Origin of the sequence: Parendozoicomonas verongulae (assembly GCF_009711465.1) — a bacterium.
GTDB lineage: Bacteria > Pseudomonadota > Gammaproteobacteria > Pseudomonadales > Endozoicomonadaceae > Sansalvadorimonas > Sansalvadorimonas verongulae.
In genome coordinates this window covers 13,283-34,309 of the sequence record NZ_SMME01000851.1, presented here as the reverse complement: position 1 = coordinate 34,309, position 21,027 = coordinate 13,283, and the positions used below count along the sequence as shown (strand labels likewise).

At 51.1% G+C, this 21,027-nt stretch carries 19 protein-coding genes; 14 read left to right on the top strand and 5 right to left on the bottom strand.

Annotation, left to right across the window (positions count from 1 at the left end):
* Nucleotide 1: 1 nt before the first annotated feature.
* Nucleotides 2–451, bottom strand: a complete 450-nt coding sequence (locus E1189_RS15195; protein WP_155161181.1) for a SulA-like leucine-rich domain-containing protein — start codon at nt 449–451, stop codon at nt 2–4.
* A gap of 73 nt (nt 452–524) precedes the next feature.
* Nucleotides 525–1,136, bottom strand: coding sequence for a transcriptional repressor LexA (gene lexA, locus E1189_RS15190; RefSeq protein ID WP_155161180.1), 612 nt, complete (start codon nt 1,134–1,136; stop codon nt 525–527).
* A 167-nt stretch (nt 1,137–1,303) separates the two neighbouring features.
* Here lexA and E1189_RS15185 point away from each other — a divergent pair, with 167 nt between their 5' ends.
* From E1189_RS15185 to E1189_RS15155, 7 genes are all read left to right on the top strand, one after another.
* On the top strand, nt 1,304–1,969 hold the full coding sequence (locus E1189_RS15185; protein ID WP_155161179.1) for a TetR/AcrR family transcriptional regulator: 666 nt from the start codon (nt 1,304–1,306) through the stop codon (nt 1,967–1,969).
* Nucleotides 1,953–2,426, top strand: coding sequence for a L,D-transpeptidase (locus E1189_RS15180; RefSeq protein ID WP_155161178.1), 474 nt, complete (start codon nt 1,953–1,955; stop codon nt 2,424–2,426). The genes E1189_RS15185 and E1189_RS15180 overlap by 17 nt, the downstream gene beginning before the upstream one ends.
* A gap of 27 nt (nt 2,427–2,453) precedes the next feature.
* Nucleotides 2,454–3,503, top strand: coding sequence for a beta-N-acetylhexosaminidase (gene nagZ / locus E1189_RS15175; RefSeq protein WP_155161177.1), 1,050 nt, complete (start codon nt 2,454–2,456; stop codon nt 3,501–3,503).
* 50 nt (nt 3,504–3,553) lie between these two features.
* Nucleotides 3,554–4,639 carry a mechanosensitive ion channel family protein gene (locus tag E1189_RS15170; protein ID WP_155161176.1) on the top strand — a complete coding sequence of 362 codons (1,086 nt, stop codon included), beginning with the start codon at nt 3,554–3,556 and terminating at the stop codon, nt 4,637–4,639.
* A gap of 117 nt (nt 4,640–4,756) precedes the next feature.
* Complete coding sequence (locus E1189_RS15165; protein WP_155161175.1) at nt 4,757–5,953, top strand: PP2C family protein-serine/threonine phosphatase; 1,197 nt, start codon at nt 4,757–4,759, stop codon at nt 5,951–5,953.
* 4 nt (nt 5,954–5,957) lie between these two features.
* Nucleotides 5,958–6,302, top strand: coding sequence for an STAS domain-containing protein (locus E1189_RS15160; protein WP_155161174.1), 345 nt, complete (start codon nt 5,958–5,960; stop codon nt 6,300–6,302).
* 9 nt (nt 6,303–6,311) lie between these two features.
* On the top strand, nt 6,312–6,773 hold the full coding sequence (locus tag E1189_RS15155; RefSeq protein WP_155161173.1) for an ATP-binding protein: 462 nt from the start codon (nt 6,312–6,314) through the stop codon (nt 6,771–6,773).
* On the opposite strand, the gene E1189_RS15150 is transcribed toward E1189_RS15155, so the two are convergent.
* The gene (locus E1189_RS15150; protein WP_230460429.1) at nt 6,757–7,716 is read right to left on the bottom strand and encodes a CsiV family protein; all 960 of its coding nucleotides are present in this window, start codon (nt 7,714–7,716) and stop codon (nt 6,757–6,759) included. The two genes, E1189_RS15155 and E1189_RS15150, sit on opposite strands and share 17 nt — an antisense overlap.
* 41 nt (nt 7,717–7,757) lie before the next feature.
* Complete coding sequence (gene mfd, locus E1189_RS15145; protein WP_155161171.1) at nt 7,758–11,219, bottom strand: transcription-repair coupling factor; 3,462 nt, start codon at nt 11,217–11,219, stop codon at nt 7,758–7,760.
* 295 nt (nt 11,220–11,514) lie between these two features.
* On the opposite strand from mfd, the gene E1189_RS15140 reads away from it, so the two are divergent.
* Nucleotides 11,515–12,966, top strand: a complete 1,452-nt coding sequence (locus E1189_RS15140; RefSeq protein ID WP_329602059.1) for a glyceraldehyde-3-phosphate dehydrogenase — start codon at nt 11,515–11,517, stop codon at nt 12,964–12,966.
* Nucleotides 12,967–13,003: 37 nt separating this feature from the next.
* On the opposite strand, the gene E1189_RS15135 is transcribed toward E1189_RS15140, so the two are convergent.
* A complete protein-coding gene (locus E1189_RS15135) occupies nt 13,004–14,773 on the bottom strand; it encodes a hypothetical protein (RefSeq protein WP_155161169.1) in 1,770 nt (589 codons plus the stop codon).
* A 300-nt stretch (nt 14,774–15,073) separates the two neighbouring features.
* Between E1189_RS15135 and E1189_RS15130 the strand changes: the two genes are divergently transcribed.
* From E1189_RS15130 to nqrF, 6 genes are read left to right on the top strand one after another with little or no spacing between them, the layout of a single operon-like run.
* A complete protein-coding gene (locus tag E1189_RS15130; protein WP_155161168.1) occupies nt 15,074–16,405 on the top strand; it encodes a Na(+)-translocating NADH-quinone reductase subunit A in 1,332 nt (443 codons plus the stop codon).
* Between the two features lie 17 nt (nt 16,406–16,422).
* Nucleotides 16,423–17,604 (top strand): NADH:ubiquinone reductase (Na(+)-transporting) subunit B, encoded by a 1,182-nt coding sequence (locus E1189_RS15125; RefSeq protein WP_155161167.1) that lies wholly within the window; start codon nt 16,423–16,425, stop codon nt 17,602–17,604.
* Nucleotides 17,597–18,391 (top strand): Na(+)-translocating NADH-quinone reductase subunit C, encoded by a 795-nt coding sequence (locus tag E1189_RS15120; RefSeq protein WP_155161166.1) that lies wholly within the window; start codon nt 17,597–17,599, stop codon nt 18,389–18,391. The genes E1189_RS15125 and E1189_RS15120 overlap by 8 nt, the downstream gene beginning before the upstream one ends.
* A gap of 1 nt (nt 18,392) precedes the next feature.
* Complete coding sequence (locus E1189_RS15115; protein WP_155161165.1) at nt 18,393–19,061, top strand: NADH:ubiquinone reductase (Na(+)-transporting) subunit D; 669 nt, start codon at nt 18,393–18,395, stop codon at nt 19,059–19,061.
* Between the two features lies 1 nt (nt 19,062).
* Complete coding sequence (gene nqrE / locus E1189_RS15110) at nt 19,063–19,659, top strand: NADH:ubiquinone reductase (Na(+)-transporting) subunit E (RefSeq protein ID WP_155161164.1); 597 nt, start codon at nt 19,063–19,065, stop codon at nt 19,657–19,659.
* A 15-nt stretch (nt 19,660–19,674) separates the two neighbouring features.
* The gene (gene nqrF, locus E1189_RS15105; protein ID WP_155161163.1) at nt 19,675–20,907 is read left to right on the top strand and encodes an NADH:ubiquinone reductase (Na(+)-transporting) subunit F; all 1,233 of its coding nucleotides are present in this window, start codon (nt 19,675–19,677) and stop codon (nt 20,905–20,907) included.
* The last annotated feature ends 120 nt before the right edge of the window (nt 20,908–21,027 follow it).

Genomic DNA, 21,027 nt, shown 5'->3' with positions numbered 1-21,027 from the left:
TTTATCTATGACGCTGGCGGATAATTACACCGGCGCAATCACCGGCTCGGGCGGCATCTTCCAAAGGTGAGATGGCTGCCGGATTCAATGAGTCAGTCCAGCATACAACAGTATGGCTGTTTCCTGCATACAACACTTTTTCACTGAGCTGGAGGCAGCCAATGGTATCTTCGGCAGTTAACAGCAGCAGTTTATTGATGACAGCCCCAGTGGTTTTTAACCACTGGGCGATATCTTTGGCCTGTGCGGTGGTGCACACCAGAGTTAGCCAGCGGTGGTCATCACTTCGGCTCAGCTGGTTCAGCATGGGAGCTACCAGAGCAGCCATGCTGAATCCCAGCGATGGCAGAACAACTTCCCCAATACGCTCTGCCTGGGTATCCATGGACGATTGAGGCTGTGTGCTGGCATTGTCTGTCCAGTAAGGCAAAAGTTTGTATTGGGTTTCCATGTTCGTTGTCCTGCCGTTGTAGCTTGGGCGATGTCTTTTTGGTGCTGGTGTCTAAAACAGTATTTGCGCTCAATCAGTGTCGAATCACGCCAACACTCAGGCCTTCAATTTCCAGATGATCTTGGGAAAGGTCGATCTTGATTGATTTAAACTCGCTGTTTTCCGGGTGAAGCCAGACAACGTTTTTCTTGCGCTCAAAACGCTTCACAGTCACTTCTTCACCGATACGTGCCACAACGACCTGTCCGTTATGAACGTCGGTGGTTTTGTGTACGGCCAGCAGATCACCATCCAAAATGCCGATATCTTTCATGCTCATACCTTTTACCCGCAACAGGTAATCGGCCTTGGGTGAGAAGAAATCGGGAGGCAGCTGACAGTGACTTTCAATATGCTCCTGAGCCAGAATAGGAGAGCCTGCAGCCACCTGACCGATAATAGGCAAGCTAGTATCGTTAGCAGCCCCCTGTTCCTCTGCTGGAATCCGGATGCCACGGGATGTACCAGGAATGATTTCAATAGCACCTTTTCTGGCTAAAGCCTTGAGGTGATCTTCCGCAGCATTGGCTGAACGAAAGCCTAGCTGTTTGGCAATCTCCGCACGGGTGGGAGGAAAGCCGGTTTCATCAATATGGCTCTTGATCAGGGCCAGTATTTCGGACTGTCTTTTGGTCAGTTTGATCATGGTGGTTGCGATCTGTTTTTTTATACAGTACCTGTGATTATATACAGCTTTTTTGATTCTGCAATTTTTTCTAAGGAATTTCAGGAAGGGTGAAACTTGACAGTCGGGTCGTTTGAATAAAACATGTGTTTGAAACACATGTTTTTTTTGGGGTGGATCATCAACCAATGGCGCAAATTGATACAGTAGAACGAATACTTGATGCAGCGGAGTATCTGTTCGCAGAAAAGGGGTTCTCAGAAACCTCTCTGCGAACTATTACCAGTCATGCAAAGGTAAACCTCGCTGCAGTGAATTACCACTTTGGTTCCAAGAAGATACTTATTCAAGCAGTTTTTACCCGTTTTCTTGATCCTTTTGCGGACAGATTGGGTAACCGGCTGGATGAAATTGAAGATACGGGGGCTCAGCCTGGCCTGGAAGAGCTGGTCAATATGTTGTTTACAGAGATTATGAAAGTGAAGCCCCGTGGGCAGAATGATCTGAAGGTGTTCATGCGCCTGCTGGCACTGGCCTATGCCCAGACGCAGGGACATTTACGCAAGCATCTGCAAACTGTCTATGGTCATGTCTTTTCCCGCTACTTCCGCTTACTGGTGAAGGCTGCTCCCGATCTGCCTGAGCAGGAGCTTTACTGGCGCATCAACTTTATGATGGGATCAGTGATGTTCACTATGTCTGACTTTGATACTCTCAATGCCATCAGCGAAGCGGAAAATGGCACTACAGCCACGGTTGAAGATACACTGCGCAGGTTGCTGCCATTCCTTGTGTCTGGTATGCGATCCCCCCAGTCCACCGTGTTGAGAGTAGAGAATGTCGATCACAGTTGATGTTGGCCGCCAGCGTCTGGTTCTGGAAAAAGATGGTTTGCTTCGTGAGTGGGCAGTGTCCACCGGGCTTAACGGAGTAGGGCAGCGCAGCGGTAGCCTGCAGACCCCACTTGGTCAGCATATTATTCGTGCAAGAATTGGCGATGACCTTCCTGCCCGCGCTGTATTGAAAGGCCGACGTTTTACCGGTGAAGTCTGGACCCCCGAACTCCACCAGCAGCAACCCGGCAGAGACTGGGTTCTGGGGCGTATTCTCTGGCTCTGTGGCAAAGAGCCTGGCTTCAATCGCTTAGGTGAAGTCGATACCCAGCGTCGCTACATCTATATCCATGGCACGCCAGACAGTGAACCCATGGGCGTACCTATGTCCCACGGTTGTGTGCGCATGAACTGTGATGATCTTCTTGAGCTTTATCCATTGACCTGTGCAGGTATGACCGTCACCATCCATGAATAGATAATTCAGGATGATTGTGAGGGTGCCATGTCCAGCCCAGCTCCAGAGCCCCGCTGCGGGGTTCTAGTTTTTGATCTCGTAGGGCAACAACTGACTGACAGGGAAAAACACCTGCTCCGTCACCCGGCTATGGCTGGGCTGATTCTGTTTACCCGCAACTTTGAAAGCCGTGCCCAGCTTACTGATCTGGTGGCACAGGTGCGTGATATCAATAATGATCTGTTGATTATGGCGGATCAGGAAGGTGGCCGGGTGCAGCGTTTCCGTGGGGAAGGCTTTACCACTGTACCTTCTATGGGAACTTTCGGCCGTTTGTGGAGGAATTCACCGGCCCAGGCTGTTGAGTTGATTAAGGATACAGGCTGGCTTTTGGGCAGCGAACTTCGTTCTGTGGGTATTGATCTTGGGCTGTCCCCAGTGCTTGATCTGGACCGAGGCATCAGCCGTGTGATCGGAGATCGTGGTTTTTCCGATAACCCGGACATTGTTATTGATCTGGCCAGTGCTTTTATTCAGGGGCTGCATGCGGCTGGTATGAAATCTGTGGGCAAGCATTTTCCCGGCCATGGCGGCATAGGCGTAGATTCCCATATTGCTCTTCCAACAGATAAACGTACCCTCTGTGAAATCGAACCTGATTTGCGCCCTTACATGGCATTAACTCAGCAAGGGCTGGATGGCGTGATGCCTGCCCATGTGCGTTTCCCCGAACTGGATGATGCCCCCGCTGGCTTTTCCAGATTCTGGCTAAACGATATGTTACGGGAAAAGGTTGATTTCAACGGTGCCGTATTCAGCGACTGCCTGTGCATGGCCGGAGCCAGCGTAGCAGGAGATATTGTTCAGCGTTCTATCAAGGCTCTTGATGCTGGCTGTGATGCCATTTTGGCATGTAATAATCCCGATGCTGTTGATCAGGTTGTACAGGCCTGGGAACAGGAAAAACTGCCTGCTGTAAACACCTTGCAACGCAAGCGACTGGAAGCTATGAAAGGCTCGTCCTCCGTTTTATGGGGTGATCTGGAATCTGACCCTCGCAGGGTTGAAACTCAGGCACGCTTGAAATCATTGACGTAAACTTCAGATTTTTATTGTTCAGACAAACACAGGAGATGGTTGTTAGTCCTATGACCAGTTTCATGGAAACCGTGCAGGCATGGATTAATGCCCAGGGAAGTTGGGTAGTTCAGGCTTTTATTGCCTTAGTGATTACGGCGTTCGTTCATTTTATTTCCAGTCGGTTTATGGGGCATCTGGCTCAGAGTCTTACCAAGACCAAGAACCTGTGGGATGACACTTTACTGCACGCCGTACGTCGCCCCGCTGTTGCCCTGATCTGGGTGATTGGTCTGATGTGGGTGGCGGATATTGTGCGAGAAGAGTCTGGTATTGCTCTGTTGCGCCGGGTGGATGCGTTTTATGATCTTGCCGTGATCATTATTGTGTCCTGGGCAGCTATCCGCTTTATTCATGAGGTAGAGAGTAAGATTATTCGTCAGGACAGCTCTACGGTTGATGAAACCACAGCATCCGCGATCAGCAAGCTGTTGCGGGCGGTAGTGATTATTACCTCCACTCTGGTGGTCCTGCAGACTATGGGGTACAGCATCTCCGGCATTCTCGCTTTTGGTGGCATTGGTGGCATCGCCATTGGTTTTGCAGCCAAAGACCTGCTTGCTAACTTTTTTGGGGGTATGATGATCTATCTGGATCGCCCCTTTAAAGTGGGTGACTGGATTCGCTCCCCAGACAAGAACATTGAAGGCACTGTAGAACATATTGGCTGGCGCCAGACCCGTATTCGTACCTTTGATAAGCGTCCGCTATATGTGCCCAATGCCACGTTCAGCAGCATCTCTGTTGAGAACCCTTCACGAATGCTGAATCGCAGAATCAAAGAAACCATCGGTTTGCGTTATAAGGATGCCCGTACTCTGCCGGCAGTTTTGGAAGAGGTGCGCGGCTATCTCGCCAAACATGAACATATTGATGGAAACCAGCTTATGATGGTGCACTTCAACAACTTTGGAGCATCCTCACTGGACTTTTTTATCTACTGTTTCACCAAAACCTGCGAATGGAAACGTTTCCATGAAGTCAAAGAGCAGGTGATGATTGATATTCTTGAGATTATCCATCGTCATGGTGCGGATGTTGCCTTCCCAACAAGAACATTGGAAATGACGAATCCGGATACTGTTGCTGTCGATTGATTGACATAAACAGCTTCAGCCAGGTGGCCATAGGCAGTTCGTTCCCATTCGCCACCTGTCTGACACCCGTGTCCTGCTATAACTGACTTATTACCTCATCAGAGAAGTCAGTTGTACATGGATGTTCTGATCGTTGAAGATGCCCGTGACCAGCGCAAGCTGTTAACCGCAGTTGTTCGCCGCCTTGGCCATACCGTTCATCAGGCCGAAGATGGTGTACAAGCCCTCGAAGTTCTTACCGAACACCCCGATATCAGCCTTGTGGTCAGCGACTGGATGATGCCCAATATGGATGGTATCAGTCTTTGCGAAGCGATTCGTGATGGTCGCTTCGATCGCTATATCTACTTTATTCTCCTCACCGGCAAAACGGACCGGGATGCAACGGTGAAAGGACTGTCTGTGGGAGCAGATGATTTTCTCCGCAAGCCCGTCGATTATCAGGAGCTTGAAGCTCGACTCAAATCCGGTGCCCGAGTGATCTCCCTTGAACAGCGTCTGGAGCAGAAGAATGAACAACTGTCCAAGACTTTGGCCACTGTAGAAAGCGATCTGGAATCCGCAGCAAAAACTCAGGAAAGCCTGTTAGCACCTCCAGCAGTGATTCAGGGTGTCGGGTTCGACTGGCGGTTCCAGCCCAGTCAGATTCTTGGTGGTGATATGTTCGGCTATCACGCCCTGGATGATGAGCATGTGATGTTCTATCAGCTGGATGTGGCCGGACATGGCATTCCATCAGCCCTGTTTTCCTTTACTCTCAATAACTTACTGATGGATGTTGATGCCAATACATCCATGTTAAGAAAACAGATCACTGAACCTCCCTACTACAAAGTGCGCCCCTCGGAAGACGTGGTTGCCAGTTTAAACCAGCGTTTCCAGACAACCGCAGAAACCATGCTGTATTTCACCATGATTTATGGCGTGATTCACTCCCCAACAGGTAAAGTGCGGATGACCCATGCAGGCCATCCTGAAACACTGTGGATTCGTCCTTCTGACGGTGAATTGCATCCGGTAAAAGATACGGGTGTACCTGTGGGTATGATGCCAGGGATGAATTGGAACTACTCCGAATTGACCCTGAAGAAAGGGGATCGGCTATTTATGTATTCTGATGGCATTACTGAGTGTGAAAATCCACAAGGGGAGCAGTATGGCGATGAGCGCCTGCATTGTGCGCTCTATGATGGCCGTCATTTGCCGATGAAACAGATGGTAGAAGGTGTTTGGTCTGAGCTGGGAGCCTGGCGTGACTGTAAAGCCTTTGATGATGATGTGACGTGTCTTGTGCTGGAGTACCAGGGAGGTTAGCACTATGGGGTTTGGTAGTCGTCAGGAAGCGGGAAAAACTGTTGTTGAAATTGATGAGCCCCGGCTGGATGCCAGTTTGGCTACGCCATTTCGGGATTATATTTTTGATTTGATCGGACAGGGGCAGAAGGAACTGGTTGTGGATCTGTCCAAAGTAGAGTTTATGGATAGCAGCGGTCTGGGAGCCATGGTTGCTGCATTAAAGCAGATGGGCGGTAGTGGAGCCATCGAGCTGGCGAATCCACAAAAAGCGGTACATGACCTCTTTGATCTGACCTGTATGGATAAGATCTTCACCATACACAGTAAGGTGAATGACGCCTTGGTCAGTTTGCCAAAATCACACTGATGGTGAGCTATGAGTACAGAAACCAATCAGAATCAGGATGATAAAGGGCAGTGGCTGTCGTTGAGTATAAACAGTCAGATAGAAGACACTGTGCTCGTGGCTATGGCTATCCGTGGTGTGTGCAGCATGATAGGGCTTACCCTGGAGGATATTAATCGCATTGAATTGTGTGTGGTCGAAGTGGTGAACAATGCGATTGAGCACGCCTATAGTGGCTGCAGTGGCAGTCGGGTGGATGTAGAGGTAGTGATTGAGCCCGGAAACAGGCTTGAAATTATTGTGAAAGATAAGGGCAAGTCTATGCCTGCCCTTGGTGATATTGCTGCTGTTCAGGTGCCTGACCCCGCAAATCCCGATACATGGACAACATCAGGTCGTGGGCTTCCTATTGTGGAACAGCTTATGGATGCTATTCACTACGAAAGCAATGAAAGCGGCAATGCTTTTCATATGATCAGGCAGCTGGGTTAAAAGCGCCAGCAGGCTTCTGCAAGGTTTCTGTCTCTTCTGCTTCTGCTTCTGGCCTTTCCCAGGGGGACACCCTGATTAAAACACCCACCTCAGGATTATCAATGTAAATCAGCTTACCTAATGACAAACGCTTGCTGGCATGAAGCGGCATACTTGCGGAGTAATCCAGTTCCGTCGGCCATTGCCAGTGAACAGATTGCGGCTGAAGCGGACCTGCTACTGACTGTCTAATAGGGTTGTAGGAGCTGAGAGGCTCACTCAACAGTGGCGCACCGGCAATGAATTGGTTCAGAGGTCTTACCGGATTCAGCTCATTCACCCACAAAACAGTTTGCGCATGAAGAAAACGCTTGAGGGACAATTGCAACACCCCTTCCAGCTCACGGCTTGTGCCTTGTGTATGGCCACCAGCAATACGGATGGATACCGGGTCGGCATCTCGTACTAACGGCATGCGCCAGCTGCCTTCCCACAGTACACGATAATCCCGTGACCAGCGCATGGAGCGTTCCGCTTTGGCTAAAGAAAACTGACTCCTTGGTAACTGGACAAAAGCATCCCGCAGCAGGTCGGGTTTTCTATCGGTCAGTTCAGCCTCAAGTGCAACCTCACCATCCATGTTACCGGGAACGAGCTGGTTTGGGTTCGGAAGCAGGCCTGCAGGAATCGTCAGCTGCTTTTCGCTATACAGCGTTACACTATTCAACGGCAATATATGAGGAGTAGGGCGTGGCAGCCTTTCCTCTTCCTTGCTCTGGGACTTCTGACGGAAAGCCAATACATCGAACTGGTACCACGATGCATTATCAACGGAGGTTGTCACTTCCTGAGCCTGAGCCTGCCCTCCCGGCAGTACCAGTGAAGCCACAAGGGGTAACACGGCGAACCGAAGGGTTCGTCGAACAGGGAGCGATATTGATCCCATAAATGTATTTGTTTTCAACGAGGTTACACCTTCCATCTCGCTTTTATGAAAGCAGCGCATCAAATCAGCCTGTCCAGAAGATTTTGAGTGATCTTGAAGCGCTCCTCAACCTTTTCAGAGCCTTCCAGCAATTTCAGGGTAGAAGAGCCTTCCAATCGCCACAGGTGAGACTGCTGTTGAACCAGCAAAACAATCTTCATCGGATCAACATTAGGGCTAGCGTTAAAATCTACACGTCCGCCACGGGCGCCAATATCAATGCGCTCAATCCCCAGAGCTTCAGCGCGATGGCGCAGGCTGGTTTGACGGAACAGTTGCTTCAGCTGGTCTGGCAGCAGGCCAAAGCGGTCAATGAGTTCAATCTGTAAGTCCCGCAGCGCCTCTTCATCGACGGCAGAAGCGATGCGTTTGTACATTACCAGACGGGTATGTACATCAGGCATATAATCATCGGGAATCAGGGCTGGGGCGCGCAGGTTAATTTCTGTGCCGTGGGCCAGAGGGCGGTCAATATCCGGGGTTTTGCCGGATTTGATGGATTCCACCGCCTGCTCCAGCATTTCCATAAACAGAGTGAAACCCACACTCTGAATCTGGCCGGACTGCCCTTCGCCTAACAGTTCACCGGCACCACGAATCTCAAGGTCGTGAGTGGCCAGGGAGAAGCCGGCACCTAAATCATGAGTTTGTTCAATAGCTTCCAGGCGTTTCTGGGCATCTTTGGTGATACTGCGCGGAGGTGGTGTCAAAAGGTACGCGTAGGCCTGATGGTGAGAGCGTCCCACGCGGCCACGGAGCTGATGAAGCTGGGCCAGACCAAACTTATCTGCACGGTCCATGATAATGGTGTTGGCGCTAGGTATGTCGATACCGGTTTCGATAATGGTGGTGCATACCAGTACATTGTGACGCTTGTGATAAAAATCCTGCATCACCGATTCCAGTTCCCGTTCCCGCATCTGACCATGACCCACGGCAATACGGGCTTCCGGGATCATTTCAGCAAGGTCACTGGCAACCTTATCAATGGTTTTCACTTCATTGTGCAGGTAATACACCTGGCCACCACGCATCAGTTCCCGCAGAATCGCCTCCTTAATTAACAGATCGTTAGACTGACGAACAAAGGTTTTTACCGACAGGCGTTGGGCAGGGGGCGTGGCAATAATAGACAGATCCCTGATGCCTGACATAGACATGTTCAGGGTTCTCGGAATAGGCGTCGCCGTCAGAGTAAGAATATCCACTTCAGAACGCAGGGACTTCAGCCTATCCTTGTGGCGCACACCAAAGCGGTGCTCCTCATCAACAATCAATAAGCCGAGGTTTTTGAACGTGATATCCGGCTGAATCAGTTTATGGGTGCCGATAATAATATCGATGGCACCCTCCGCCAGTTTTTCTTTCATGTCAGCCACTTGCCTGGCGGACTTGAAGCGAGAGATAACCTCCACATTCACCGGCCAGTCGGCAAAGCGATCACGGAAACTTTCAAAATGCTGCTGGGCCAGCAGAGTGGTGGGCACCAGTACGGCCACCTGCTTACCGCTGTTAACAGCCAGGAAGGCCGCACGCATGGCCACTTCGGTTTTACCAAAACCCACATCACCACACACCAGACGATCCATGGGCTGCGGAGCGGTCATATCCGCAATCACGGCATTGATGGAGGTTTGCTGATCGGGTGTTGTTTCAAAGGGAAACGCTGCACAAAAGGTATCGTAATCCGTTTCCGGTGAACTGAAGGCGAAACCTTTTCTGGCTTCCCGGCGGGCGTAAATATCCAGTAATTCGGCAGCGCTGTCCCGGGCTTTTTCTGCTGCTTTGCGTCGAGCCTTCGTCCACTGCTCGCTGCCGAGGCGACTCATGGGAGCCAGATCATCATCTGTGCCGGTGTAGCGGGCAATCAGATGCAGGGAAGCAACAGGCACATAAAGCTTGGCTTCATCAGCGTATTCCAGCTGCAGAAACTCCTGCGCCTGACCGTCTACCTCGAGGGTCATCAAGCCCCGGTAGCGGCCAATACCATGGTCGATATGAACAACGGGAGCACCTTCACGTAACTCACTCAGGTTACGTATCAACTGGTCAGTATTGTCGGTGGAAGCTTTGCGAAGACGCCGCTGCATAACCTGACCACCTAACAGCTGACTTTCGCTGATTAGAGCAATATCAGGGTTTTCAAACCAGAGAGGGCTGTCCAACGGTGCCACTGTGATGGCAATGGGCACAACGCCCTGCACAAAGCTCTTCCAGCTATCCACCTGTTCTGGCTTGATCCCAGCCTTACCGAGGAGGTCCAGAAGATTTTCCCGGCGCCCTGCTGATTCTGCCGTGAACAGCACGCGGGTGTTGTTATCCAGAAAATCGAGCAGCTTTTGCAGAGGCTGATCCTTGCGGGGCTCTGCAGCAAGTTCGGGTACCGGGCGAACGGCGATGTTTTCCTTACCTGCTTTCTGGGGTTGCCCCTCTTCAGTCAGAGTGACACGGGGATATTCCAGCAGGTGTCCGAAAAACTCATTCTCATTCAGGAATACCTTGCCAGGTTCGAGGAGGGGACGTTGAGGGTTAACCCGATGATTCTCGTAACGGCTGTTGGCTTCGGCAATAAATTGCTGAACAGCGCTTTGGGCTCCGTCATCGATCACTACCAGGGTTTTCCGCGGCAAATGTTCAAACAGGGATTCGGTCTGCTCGAAGAACAGATCCAGAAAGTACTCCATGCCCGGCGATGGAATGCCCTTACCAATATCGGTGTACATGGGACACTCCCGGTAATCTACATCGAAAGCATCCCGGTACGCAGCACGAAAACGATCCCGTGCGTCTTTATTCAGTGGAAACTCATGGGCGGGGAGCAGCTGAATGGAATCCATATCATCCAGTGAGCGCTGGGTGTCCGGATCAAAGGTTCTCAGAGTATCGACTTCATCATCGAACAGATCGATCCGATAGGGGTGCTCGCTACCCATGGGGAAAATATCCAGAATGGAGCCTCTCAAAGCGTAATCACCATGGGTAAGCACTGTGTCGACATGGTTGTATCCCGCCGCTTCCAGATCAAGGCGGTATTGATCCCGGTCAAGGGTATCGCCTTTGGCAATCATCAAACTGTTACCCTGCAGCCACTGTCTTGGCGGCAGGCGATGAAGAAGAGTGGTGACCGGGGCAATCAGCACCGCATGCTGGATGCCCGGCAGGCGAAATAAGGTCTTTAGCCGGCGGGAGATAATATCTTTGTGGGGGGAAAAAGTGTCGTAAGGCAGAGTCTCCCAGTCGGGAAAGTGCAGCAGTTCAATGCCCGGCTTGTCGGTATCGTTTTTAAGTTCATCACTCAGGAAAAAGCGCAGCTCTCTTTGCAACCGGTCGGCGTTTTCCGTATTGGAGGTGATGATCAGGGTTAGCCCCTGATACTGGCGGGCAATGTCCGCAATTGCGCAGGCTCCGGCAGCACCGATAGCCTGACCCCAGGTGCGCCGGTCCGCTGGTCTTTCCGGAAGCGCAAAATCTGTCAGGGTCATGAACATCCTGTTATCTGGTCATGGGGAAAGGCTGGAATTTTAAGGGGTAGTGGCAGATTACTCCAGTCTCTCGGAGCCATCGTCAGAGCAAAAGGTACGAATTTAGAATGGGGTAGATCATTTTTCTAACAAAAACAAACAAGAGTAAACTTTTATAATTGCGAAAACGGGGGATTATCGGGATAATGGCCGTCAGAAAGCCGTTGGCATGAGGTTTGCGTATCGCCAGCGGAATAATAATCCTGCCCTGCGCTCAGAGTATTGCAGCAGCCCAAAAAGAACAGGTGAATCCATAGTGACCTCCGAGACCACCAAAAAAACCCGCAATGAATGGATCGAGCGCGAAGCGCTGACTGAAGCCATGATTCCTATGGTTGGCCGTCTGTACCGCGAAAATCACGTTGTTACTTCCGTCTATGGCCGCCCCCTGATCAATCGTACAGTTATTGATATAATCAAGTCTCACCGTTTTGTGCGTCAAATGGAAGGCAGTGAGCTGGAGGTGGAGGATACCCACGCTGTTCTCGAACAACTGTTAACCCTGAATCTTGATAATTGCCGTGTGGATATAGGCAAACTGGCGATGAACTTTTCCCGCCAAAACAAGATGGCTGACTTGGGTGAGTACCTGAAGGAAGAGTTGAAGGATGTGGTTGGTGGGCGATCTGCACAGCGGGGCGAAGGTCAGGACGTTGTACTGTATGGCTTTGGCCGCATCGGTCGCCTGATGGCACGTTTGCTGATTGAGCGTGCCGGTGGGGGTGAAGGTCTGAATCTGCGTGCTATTGTTGTGCGCAAAGGCGGAGCAGCGAACGATCTCCAGAAGCGTGCCAGTCTGTTGCGCCGCGACTCTGTACACGGCTCCTTCAAAGGCACCCTGACCGTTGATGAAGAGAACAACTGCATTATTGCCAATGGTGTTCGCATTCAGGTGATCTACGCCTCTTCCCCTGAGAAAGTTGATTACACCAGTTACGGTATCAAGAATGCTATCGTCGTTGATAACACTGGGATGTGGCGTGACGAAGAAGGTCTGAGTCAACACCTCAAATGCCCAGGCGCAGCCCGTGTTCTTCTGACAGCTCCCGGAAAAGGCGATATCAAGAACATTGTTTATGGTGTAAACAGTGCCGATGTCAGCACGGATGATCGTATTCTGTCTGCTGCATCCTGCACCACCAACGCCATCACTCCGATACTGAAAGCCCTGATAGATAAGTTCGGTGTTGAAAATGGTCACGTGGAAACCGTTCACGCCTACACCAACGACCAAAATCTGATTGATAACTACCACAAGGGCAACCGTCGTGGCCGTAGTGCCGCCCTGAACATGGTTATTACCGAAACTGGTGCTGCCAAGGCTGTAGCCAAGGCATTGCCAGAGCTGAAGGGTAAACTGACCGGCAACGCGATTCGGGTACCAACCCCTAATGTCTCCATGGCAATCCTGAATCTGAACCTGAAGACTGAAACCGATGTAGAATCCCTGAACGACTACCTGCGCTGGTGCTCCCTGCACTCTGATCTGCAAAAGCAGATTGACTTTATAAAATCTCCTGAAGTTGTTTCCAGTGATTACGTTGGTTCCCGTTATACCGGCATTGTGGATGGTGAGGCCACTATCGTGGATGGTAAACGTGCTGTTCTCTATGTGTGGTACGACAATGAGTTTGGCTACAGCTGTCAGGTAAATCGTATTCTCCACGATATGGCTGGTGTCAGCTCACGAGTTTACCCCAGAGGCTAAACCCGTTTTTGCTGAAGGATATGTACTGAAATAATGGTTAGATAGCGGGCTCTATAAGCTCGCTATCTGCCTGACTGATTTCCTCAACTTCTGCTGATACAGGCTCCTGCTCCGCCCTGATATCCTCAATCAAATTTGCAATTTCTTCCTGGAAGGTCTCTTCCGAGGCAGTCTGTTCTTCATTTTCAGTTTGGTCTGACGTGGTAGTATCAACGCTGTTTGCCGACCTGTCGGCTGGCAGGTCTGGTCGCTGGGCGCTATAGAGCTTGCTCACCCATTCCGTCAGAGATGAGAAGAATGATTTTGGATTTCCCTCAATTGCAGCAGCCTTGCTGGAGTATGTATGGCTGGAAATGACTCGCTCATCTCCCGGGTAAAAGCGGGTAAAGGGCGAGTTCTGCGCCACTGTGCGGGTCAGGGAGTGGATAATGCCGCTGCGTTCCCAATCTGGCCTTGTAACCGTTTTCATAAAGGTCAGATAGCCAAGCCACTGGGAGAACGTTGTTGCTAATGAAGTAATACCCTGGCCCATCTGTTGATAAGTGGGAAACTCACTCCAGTACATGCCAGTGGTTAATGTCAGAGCGACACCTGTCCCTAGCAGGCCTTTCCAATAGGGCTGGCTACTCATGCTTTCATCGGCTTCCAGAAGGAAGCTATCTCTTGTTCGGTAAAGCGCGAACTGGTTAAAAAGCAGGGTAGCTCCAGTTATAAAGGTAGAAGACCAATCTTTCGTCAGACAGACTGACAGGATCACAGGCATCATGTAGTTGGCATCCAGAAGGTGCCCGAAGGATGTATTTCCCGGATTCAGATTCAAAGACTGAAGGAAAGCAGCACCTAGCGCTGTCAGAATAATTGGGCGTTTGTTTTCCGCATAGTGAAGGGCGAACGTGCCATCAATCAATGCCTGCCAGAAGTCCCTTTGCACCCAGCTTCTATAAGTACTGGACAGCATGCCTGCCGCATTACTGTTAAACGATGTGTAACGCCCGAGAATACCGGCAGAAAATTGTGCAGCCAGCGTCAGGGTGGCAGCATAGCTTCCCGCCGATACGGCCATAGCTGGATGACCAGCCTTATAGGCATCATTAACCAGAGTGGCAACAAGAGGAACAATCAGAAGGGCGTTAATAAATGGTTTGCTATGGGAGAACTGATCAAGAATGTGTTTGGTCATAGTGATGATATGGGGAATCATCAGACCTTCCTGCCCCTGGTAGTTCAATCGATTGGAGGTGTAATCCAGTAAAGGCCTGTAGATATATATATGGTAGTAATAAAGAGCCAGCACCATGCGTGCCATAAAAGCTGTACCTTCGGTAGATAGCTCATCCTGATTGAGCTCTGCAGCCATATCGTGTGCTCCGGCCGCAGGGTACTGAGTTAGCTCATCAATTAGATAAAGCTGTAGAAGCTTTCTTTGTGCGGGAGTCAGGCGTGTAGAGAGAAAGTCGTGGAAGACGCGCTGGACATGCTGCATTTCCACTTCAGCAAATGTGGCTGTGATTGGGCTGAGTTTTAATGTGCCCTGCAGGCTTTGATCCATAGCGGGGTTGTAGATCAATTTTGATCCGTGTTCCCCTCTAATTACCTGATACCCCATGGCCTCCTGGAGCGTGAGTTCAGAAATATTGGGCTCATATTCGACGGGCGGTTCGTCTTCTATATGTAAAGTGTCGTTTGACTCGCAGACCTGATAGCTGGCTATTGCTGACAATGTGATAGCAAAAATCACAGAAAAACGCTTAAGCCATAAGTGCTTGGCGCGTGAGACTACGGGTTCTATGTGGTACTTCGGTGTCATTTATTCTGATACTTCCTATGAAAGCACCACTCAGCCCTTAATTCTGTATGGAATATTAGCGAAGCGGTCATTATAATCGCCGCAGGAATTTTTGGGTGTGTGAATATCGGGTGTCGATTATCAGGATTATCTGTATAATCTTTCACCCTTTCACTGGACGCTGCCTCCCTGATCTTTACCAGAACTCCCACGACAACTGGTTAATTAATGGCGGGCGGAAAAATAGAACAAGAGTTCAGTGTTCGCCACTAATCACCTATTTTCGTGAAACTCCTGTGTATACCAGGTTGGGCATTACGTATGATCAAAATTAAACAGGGCCTGGATCTGCCGATTTCCGGATCGCCGCAGCAGGTCATCGAGAACGGTACGACGGTTCGCTCCGTTGCCGTTGTCGGCCCTGACTATGTTGGCATGAAGCCAACAATGGCGGTAAAAGTCGGAGATCGGGTCCAGGTTGGAGACCTGTTATTTACCGATAAAAAAACAGCGGGTGTTCGTTACACAGCTCCTGCCTGCGGTGTGGTAGCTGCCGTTAACCGCGGCGAGAAACGTGTTCTGCAATCCGTTGTTATTGATGTTGACGGTGACGATGCCGTGGCATTCAGCAGCTATCCTGCACAGAAGCTGGCCTCTCTTGAGCGCAGCGCTGTAGCAGACCTGCTGGTTGAATCTGGTATGTGGACCGCTCTGCGCACCCGTCCTTTCAGCAAAGTGCCTGCACCTGGCTCTGCTCCACGTTCTATCTTCGTTTCTGCAATGGACACCAATCCTCTGGCGGTTGACCCTGCGATTGTGATTGCCGAGCACAAAGAAGCTTTTGAACAAGGTCTGACTATCCTGAGCCGTCTGACCGATGGTTCTGTGTTCGTGGGCAAGGCCCCTGGCGCAGATATTCCGGCTGGTCCTGCAAAGGTTGAAGAGTTTGCTGGCCCGCACCCTGCTGGTCTGGTTGGTACCCACATCCACTTCCTGGATCCAGTGGGTACTGAGCGTATGGTATGGACAATTGGCTATCAGGACGTTATCGCCGTTGCCAAACTGTTCACCACCGGCAAACTGTGGACTGACCGTGTTGTCGCCGTAGCTGGCCCTCAGGTTGAAAAGCCAAAGGTTGTGCGCACTCGTGTGGGTGCAAATCTGGATGAACTGGTCAAAGGCAATGTGAAAACCGGCGAGAATCGTATCATCTCTGGCTCAGTTTTTGGCGGCCGCACTGCGGCTGGCGGCTTTACCTTCCTGGGCCGTTACCACACCCAGGTAACTGTGCTGGAAGAAGGCCGTGATCGTCAGTTCCTGCATTACTTCCGTCCCGGTTTCGACCGTCACTCAGTTATGCCGACTTACGTTACCACTTTTATGAACAAGCTGTTCCCGTTCACCACCTCCGCCAACGGCAGCATGCGTGCCATGGTACCGGTTGGTGCTTACGAGAAAGTCATGCCTCTGGATATTCTGCCAACCCAGCTGCTGCGCAGCCTGATTGTTGGTGATATCGAAGTGGCTGGCCAGCTGGGCGCACTGGAACTGGACGAAGAAGATCTGGCACTGTGCACCTACGTTTGCCCAGGTAAGTATGAGTTTGGCCCTATCCTCCGGGATAACCTGACCCGCATCGAGCAAGAGGGATAACCCAAGTGCTGAGAAAAATGTTAGACAGCCTGGCCCCTCATTTTGAGAAGGGCGGCAAATTTGAGATGCTCTACCCGCTGTTTGAAGCGGCGGATACAGCTCTGTACAGTCCTCCGGACATCACCCACAACAGCTCCCACGTACGTGACAGTATTGATCTGAAGCGTATCATGATTGTTGTCTGGGCCTGTGCTTTCCCTGCGCTGCTGTTCGGTATGTGGAACGTGGGCTACCAGGCCAACACCGCTATTGCCAACGGCTTCGCGGCTCCAACTGACTGGCACAGCTGGTTCTTTATTGGGCACAATCCTGCCAACTTCCTCCATAACATGGTTTATGGTGCGGCTTACTTTCTGCCTATCTATGCCATTGCTTTCGGTATCGGTGCATTCTGGGAAGTACTGTTTGCCTGCGTACGTGGCCATGAAGTCAACGAAGGTTTCTTCGTAACTTCTATCCTGTTCGCTCTGATTGTTCCACCTTCCATCCCTCTGTGGCAGGTAGCGCTGGGCATCAGCTTTGGTGTTGTGATCGGTAAGGAAGTATTCGGCGGTACTGGTAAGAACTTCCTGAACCCGGCTCTGACTGGCCGTGCATTCCTGTTCTTTGCATACCCCGGCCAGATTTCCGGTGACGCGGTATGGACTGCTGTTGACGGCTTCTCCGGTGCCACTGCACTGAGTCTGGCTGGTCAGGGCGGCATCCAGGAAGTAATGGCTCACGGCATCACCTGGTTCGACGCGTTCTTCGGCACTATTCAGGGCTCTATCGGTGAAACGTCCACAGTCGCTATTCTGCTGGGCGGCCTGGTCATGACTGTTATGGGCATTGCGTCCTGGCGTATCATGGCCGGTACCATTCTGGGCATGGTTGCTATGACCTTGCTGTTCAATGCGATCGGTTCTGATACCAATCCGCTGTTTGCTATGCCCTGGTACTGGCATTTCGTAATGGGTGGTTTCGCCTTCGGTCTGGTGTTTATGACCACCGACCCTGTATCCGCTTCCATGACGCACACTGGCCGCTGGTTCTATGGCATTCTGATTGGTGTCATGGTAGCACTGGTACGTGTGATCAACCCTGCTTATCCGGAAGGCATGATGCTTGCCATCCTGTTCGCCAACCTGTTTGCTCCACTGATTGACCACTTCGTTGTTCAGAGCAACATCAAGCGTCGGGAGGCCCGTCTCAATGGCTAAAAACGACACGATTAAAAAGACACTGGGTGTCACCATTGGTTTGTCTCTGGTGTGCTCTATTCTGGTATCCACCGCTGCGGTTTCCCTGAAACCACGCCAGGACGAGAACAAGGTTCTGGACGTTCAGCAGAACATCCTGACCATTTCCGGTCTGGAGCCTAACGCCAGCGATCTGACCCGTGATGAGATCATTGCCAAGTTCAAGGAAGTGACTCCCAAGCTGGTTGAAATCCAGACTGGTAAGTTCTATACCGGTACTGACATTGATCCAGCTGCTTACGATCAACGTGTAGCGGCCAAGAATCCGGCTGAATCCCGGGTGATGCCTAAGAATCAGGACACTGCCCAGATCAAGCGTCAAGCGAATCTGGCCAAGGTCTACGAAGTGATCGAGAACGGTAAGGTCAAGACGCTGGTTCTGCCTATTCACGGTTACGGCCTGTGGTCCACTCTTTATGGCTACATCGCTCTGGATGAAGATCTGCAGACTGTTGTTGGCTTTGGCTTCTACGAGCACGCCGAAACTCCGGGTCTGGGTGGTGAAGTTGACAACCCACGCTGGAAAGCCAGCTGGATTGGCAAGCAGGTAATGGATGATAACGGTGAGCCGTCTATCTCCATTATCAAAGGTTCTGTTGATCCTAACTCTGCACAGGCTGCTCATCAGGTTGATGGTCTGTCCGGTGCTACCCTGACCAGCCGTGGTGTTGATCATCTGGTTAACTTCTGGCTTGGCCAGAATGGCTTTGGACCCTTCCTCGCCAACCTGAAGAAGGGGGATGCATAAAATGAGTGTTATCAATACTAAAGAAGTACTGATCTCTCCGATCTTTAACAACAACCCCATTGCTCTGCAGATCCTTGGTATCTGTTCTGCTCTGGCGGTAACCACAGGTATGCAAACCTCGCTGGTTATGACGATCGCAGTAACGCTGGTTACTGCTTTCTCTAACCTGTTTGTATCCCTGATCCGTAACCATATTCCAGGCAGCATTCGTATCATCGTTCAGATGGCGATCATTGCTTCTCTGGTAATCGTGGTAGACCAGGTGCTGCGCGCCTACGCTTACGGCACCAGCAAACAGCTGTCCGTGTTCGTTGGCCTGATCATCACCAACTGTATCGTTATGGGGCGTGCAGAGGCCTTCGCTATGAAGAACCCTCCACTGCCTTCCTTTATCGACGGTATTGGTAACGGTCTGGGTTACGGTGTCATCCTCCTGGTTGTTGCTTTCTTCCGTGAACTGCTGGGCGCGGGCAAACTGTTTGGCGTTGTGATTTTTGAAACCATAAACAACGGTGGCTGGTACAACCCTAACGGCCTGATGCTGCTGGCTCCAAGCGCATTTTTCCTGATCGGCCTGCTGATCTGGGCTCTGCGTACCTGGAAGACTGATCAGGTTGAATCTGAAGAACTGAAAATGGCTCCTCACTCTGTAGCGCAGGAGGCCCACTAATATGGAACATTATCTAAGCCTGTTCGTTAAGGCTGTCTTTGTTGAAAACATGGCCCTGGCGTTCTTCCTGGGCATGTGTACCTTCCTGGCAGTGTCCAAGAAGATTCAGACAGCGTTTGGTCTGGGTATTGCGGTTGTCTTCGTACTGTTGCTGACCGTTCCCCTGAACCAGCTGATTTTCCAGCACATTTTGAAAGAAGGTGCTCTGGTTGAAGGTGTTGATCTGACCTTCCTGGGTTACATCACCTACATCGGTGTTATCGCCGCCAGTGTGCAGATTCTGGAAATGATTCTGGATAAGTTCATGCCTGCGCTGTACAACGCGCTGGGCGTGTTCCTGCCACTGATTACCGTAAACTGCGCCATCCTGGGTGCCTCCCTGTTTATGGTTGAGCGTGATTACAACTTCGGCGAAAGCATGGTTTACGGTGTTGGCGCTGGTGTTGGCTGGATGCTGGCCATCGTCGCTCTGGCAGGTATTCGTGAGAAGCTTAAGTACAGTGACGTTCCTCCGGGACTGCGCGGTCTGGGCATTACCTTTATCACAGTTGGACTGATGTCTCTTGGCTTCATGTCCTTCTCTGGCGTCCAGCTGTAAGGGGAGAGAACTCAAATGGAAGGTTCACAGATCATAATGCTGGGCGTTGCCCTGTTCACCGTGATCGTGCTCGCTCTGGTTCTGGTGATCCTGGCGGCGCGCTCCAAACTGGTGAGCACCGGTGATGTCACCATCGAAATGAACGATGATCCAGAGAAAAGCGTGACCGTGCCAGCGGGTGGCAAACTGCTGCAAACCCTGGCCGGTAACGGTGTTTTCCTGCCATCCGCCTGCGGCGGCGGCGGTACCTGCGCCCAGTGTAAGTGTAAGGTGACTGAAGGTGGCGGTACTGCGCTGCCTACAGAAGAGCCCCACTTCACCCGTGGTGAGCTGCGTGAAGGCTGGCGTCTGTCCTGTCAGGTTGCTGTTAAATCTGACATGAAAGTAGAAGTTGACGAAGAACTGTTCGGCGTGAAGAAGTGGGAGTGTGAGGTTGTTTCCAACGACAACGTAGCCACCTTCATCAAGGAACTGGTTCTGAAGCTGCCTGAAGGCGAAGACGTTAACTTCCGTGCCGGTGGTTACGTTCAGCTGGAAACTCCAGTTCACACTGTTGACTACAAAGACTTCGAGATCGGTGAGGAATACCGTGGTGACTGGGATAAGTTCAACCTGTGGCAGTACAAGTCCACTGTGTCTGAGCCTGTTATCCGTGCTTACTCCATGGCTAACTACCCGGAAGAGAAGGGTCTTCTGAAGTTCAACATCCGTATCGCTTCACCACCTCCTGGCATGGATGTACCTCCAGGCCAGATGTCCTCCTACGTGTTCAGCCTGAAGCCAGGTGACAAGATCACTGTATACGGACCATTCGGTGAATTCTTCGCGAAGGAAACCGATGCAGAGATGGTATTCGTTGGTGGTGGTGCGGGTATGGCACCTATGCGTTCCCACATCTTCGACCAGCTGAAGCGTCTGAGCTCTACCCGAAAGATCTCCTTCTGGTACGGTGCCCGCTCCCTGCGCGAAGCCTTCTACGTAGAAGAATTCGACAAGTTGGCAGAACTCAACCCGAACTTCACCTGGCATCTGGCTCTGTCTGATCCTCAGCCTGAAGACAACTGGGAAGGCCCAACCGGCTTTATCCATAACGTTCTTCATGACAGCTACCTGGCGAATCACGAAGCGCCTGAAGATTGCGAATTCTACATGTGTGGACCACCCATGATGAACGCTGCAGTTATCAAGATGCTTCAGGACCTCGGTGTTGAAGACGAGAATATCCTGCTGGATGACTTCGGCGGCTAATCAGCCTGCTGACGAATGTGTCAAATTGCAGTTATTCAAAAAAGGGTCGGCATTGCCGGCCCTTTTTTTGACGAGGACAAATCCAGCAGCGGGTTTACCGGCAGGCATAAAATTACAAGA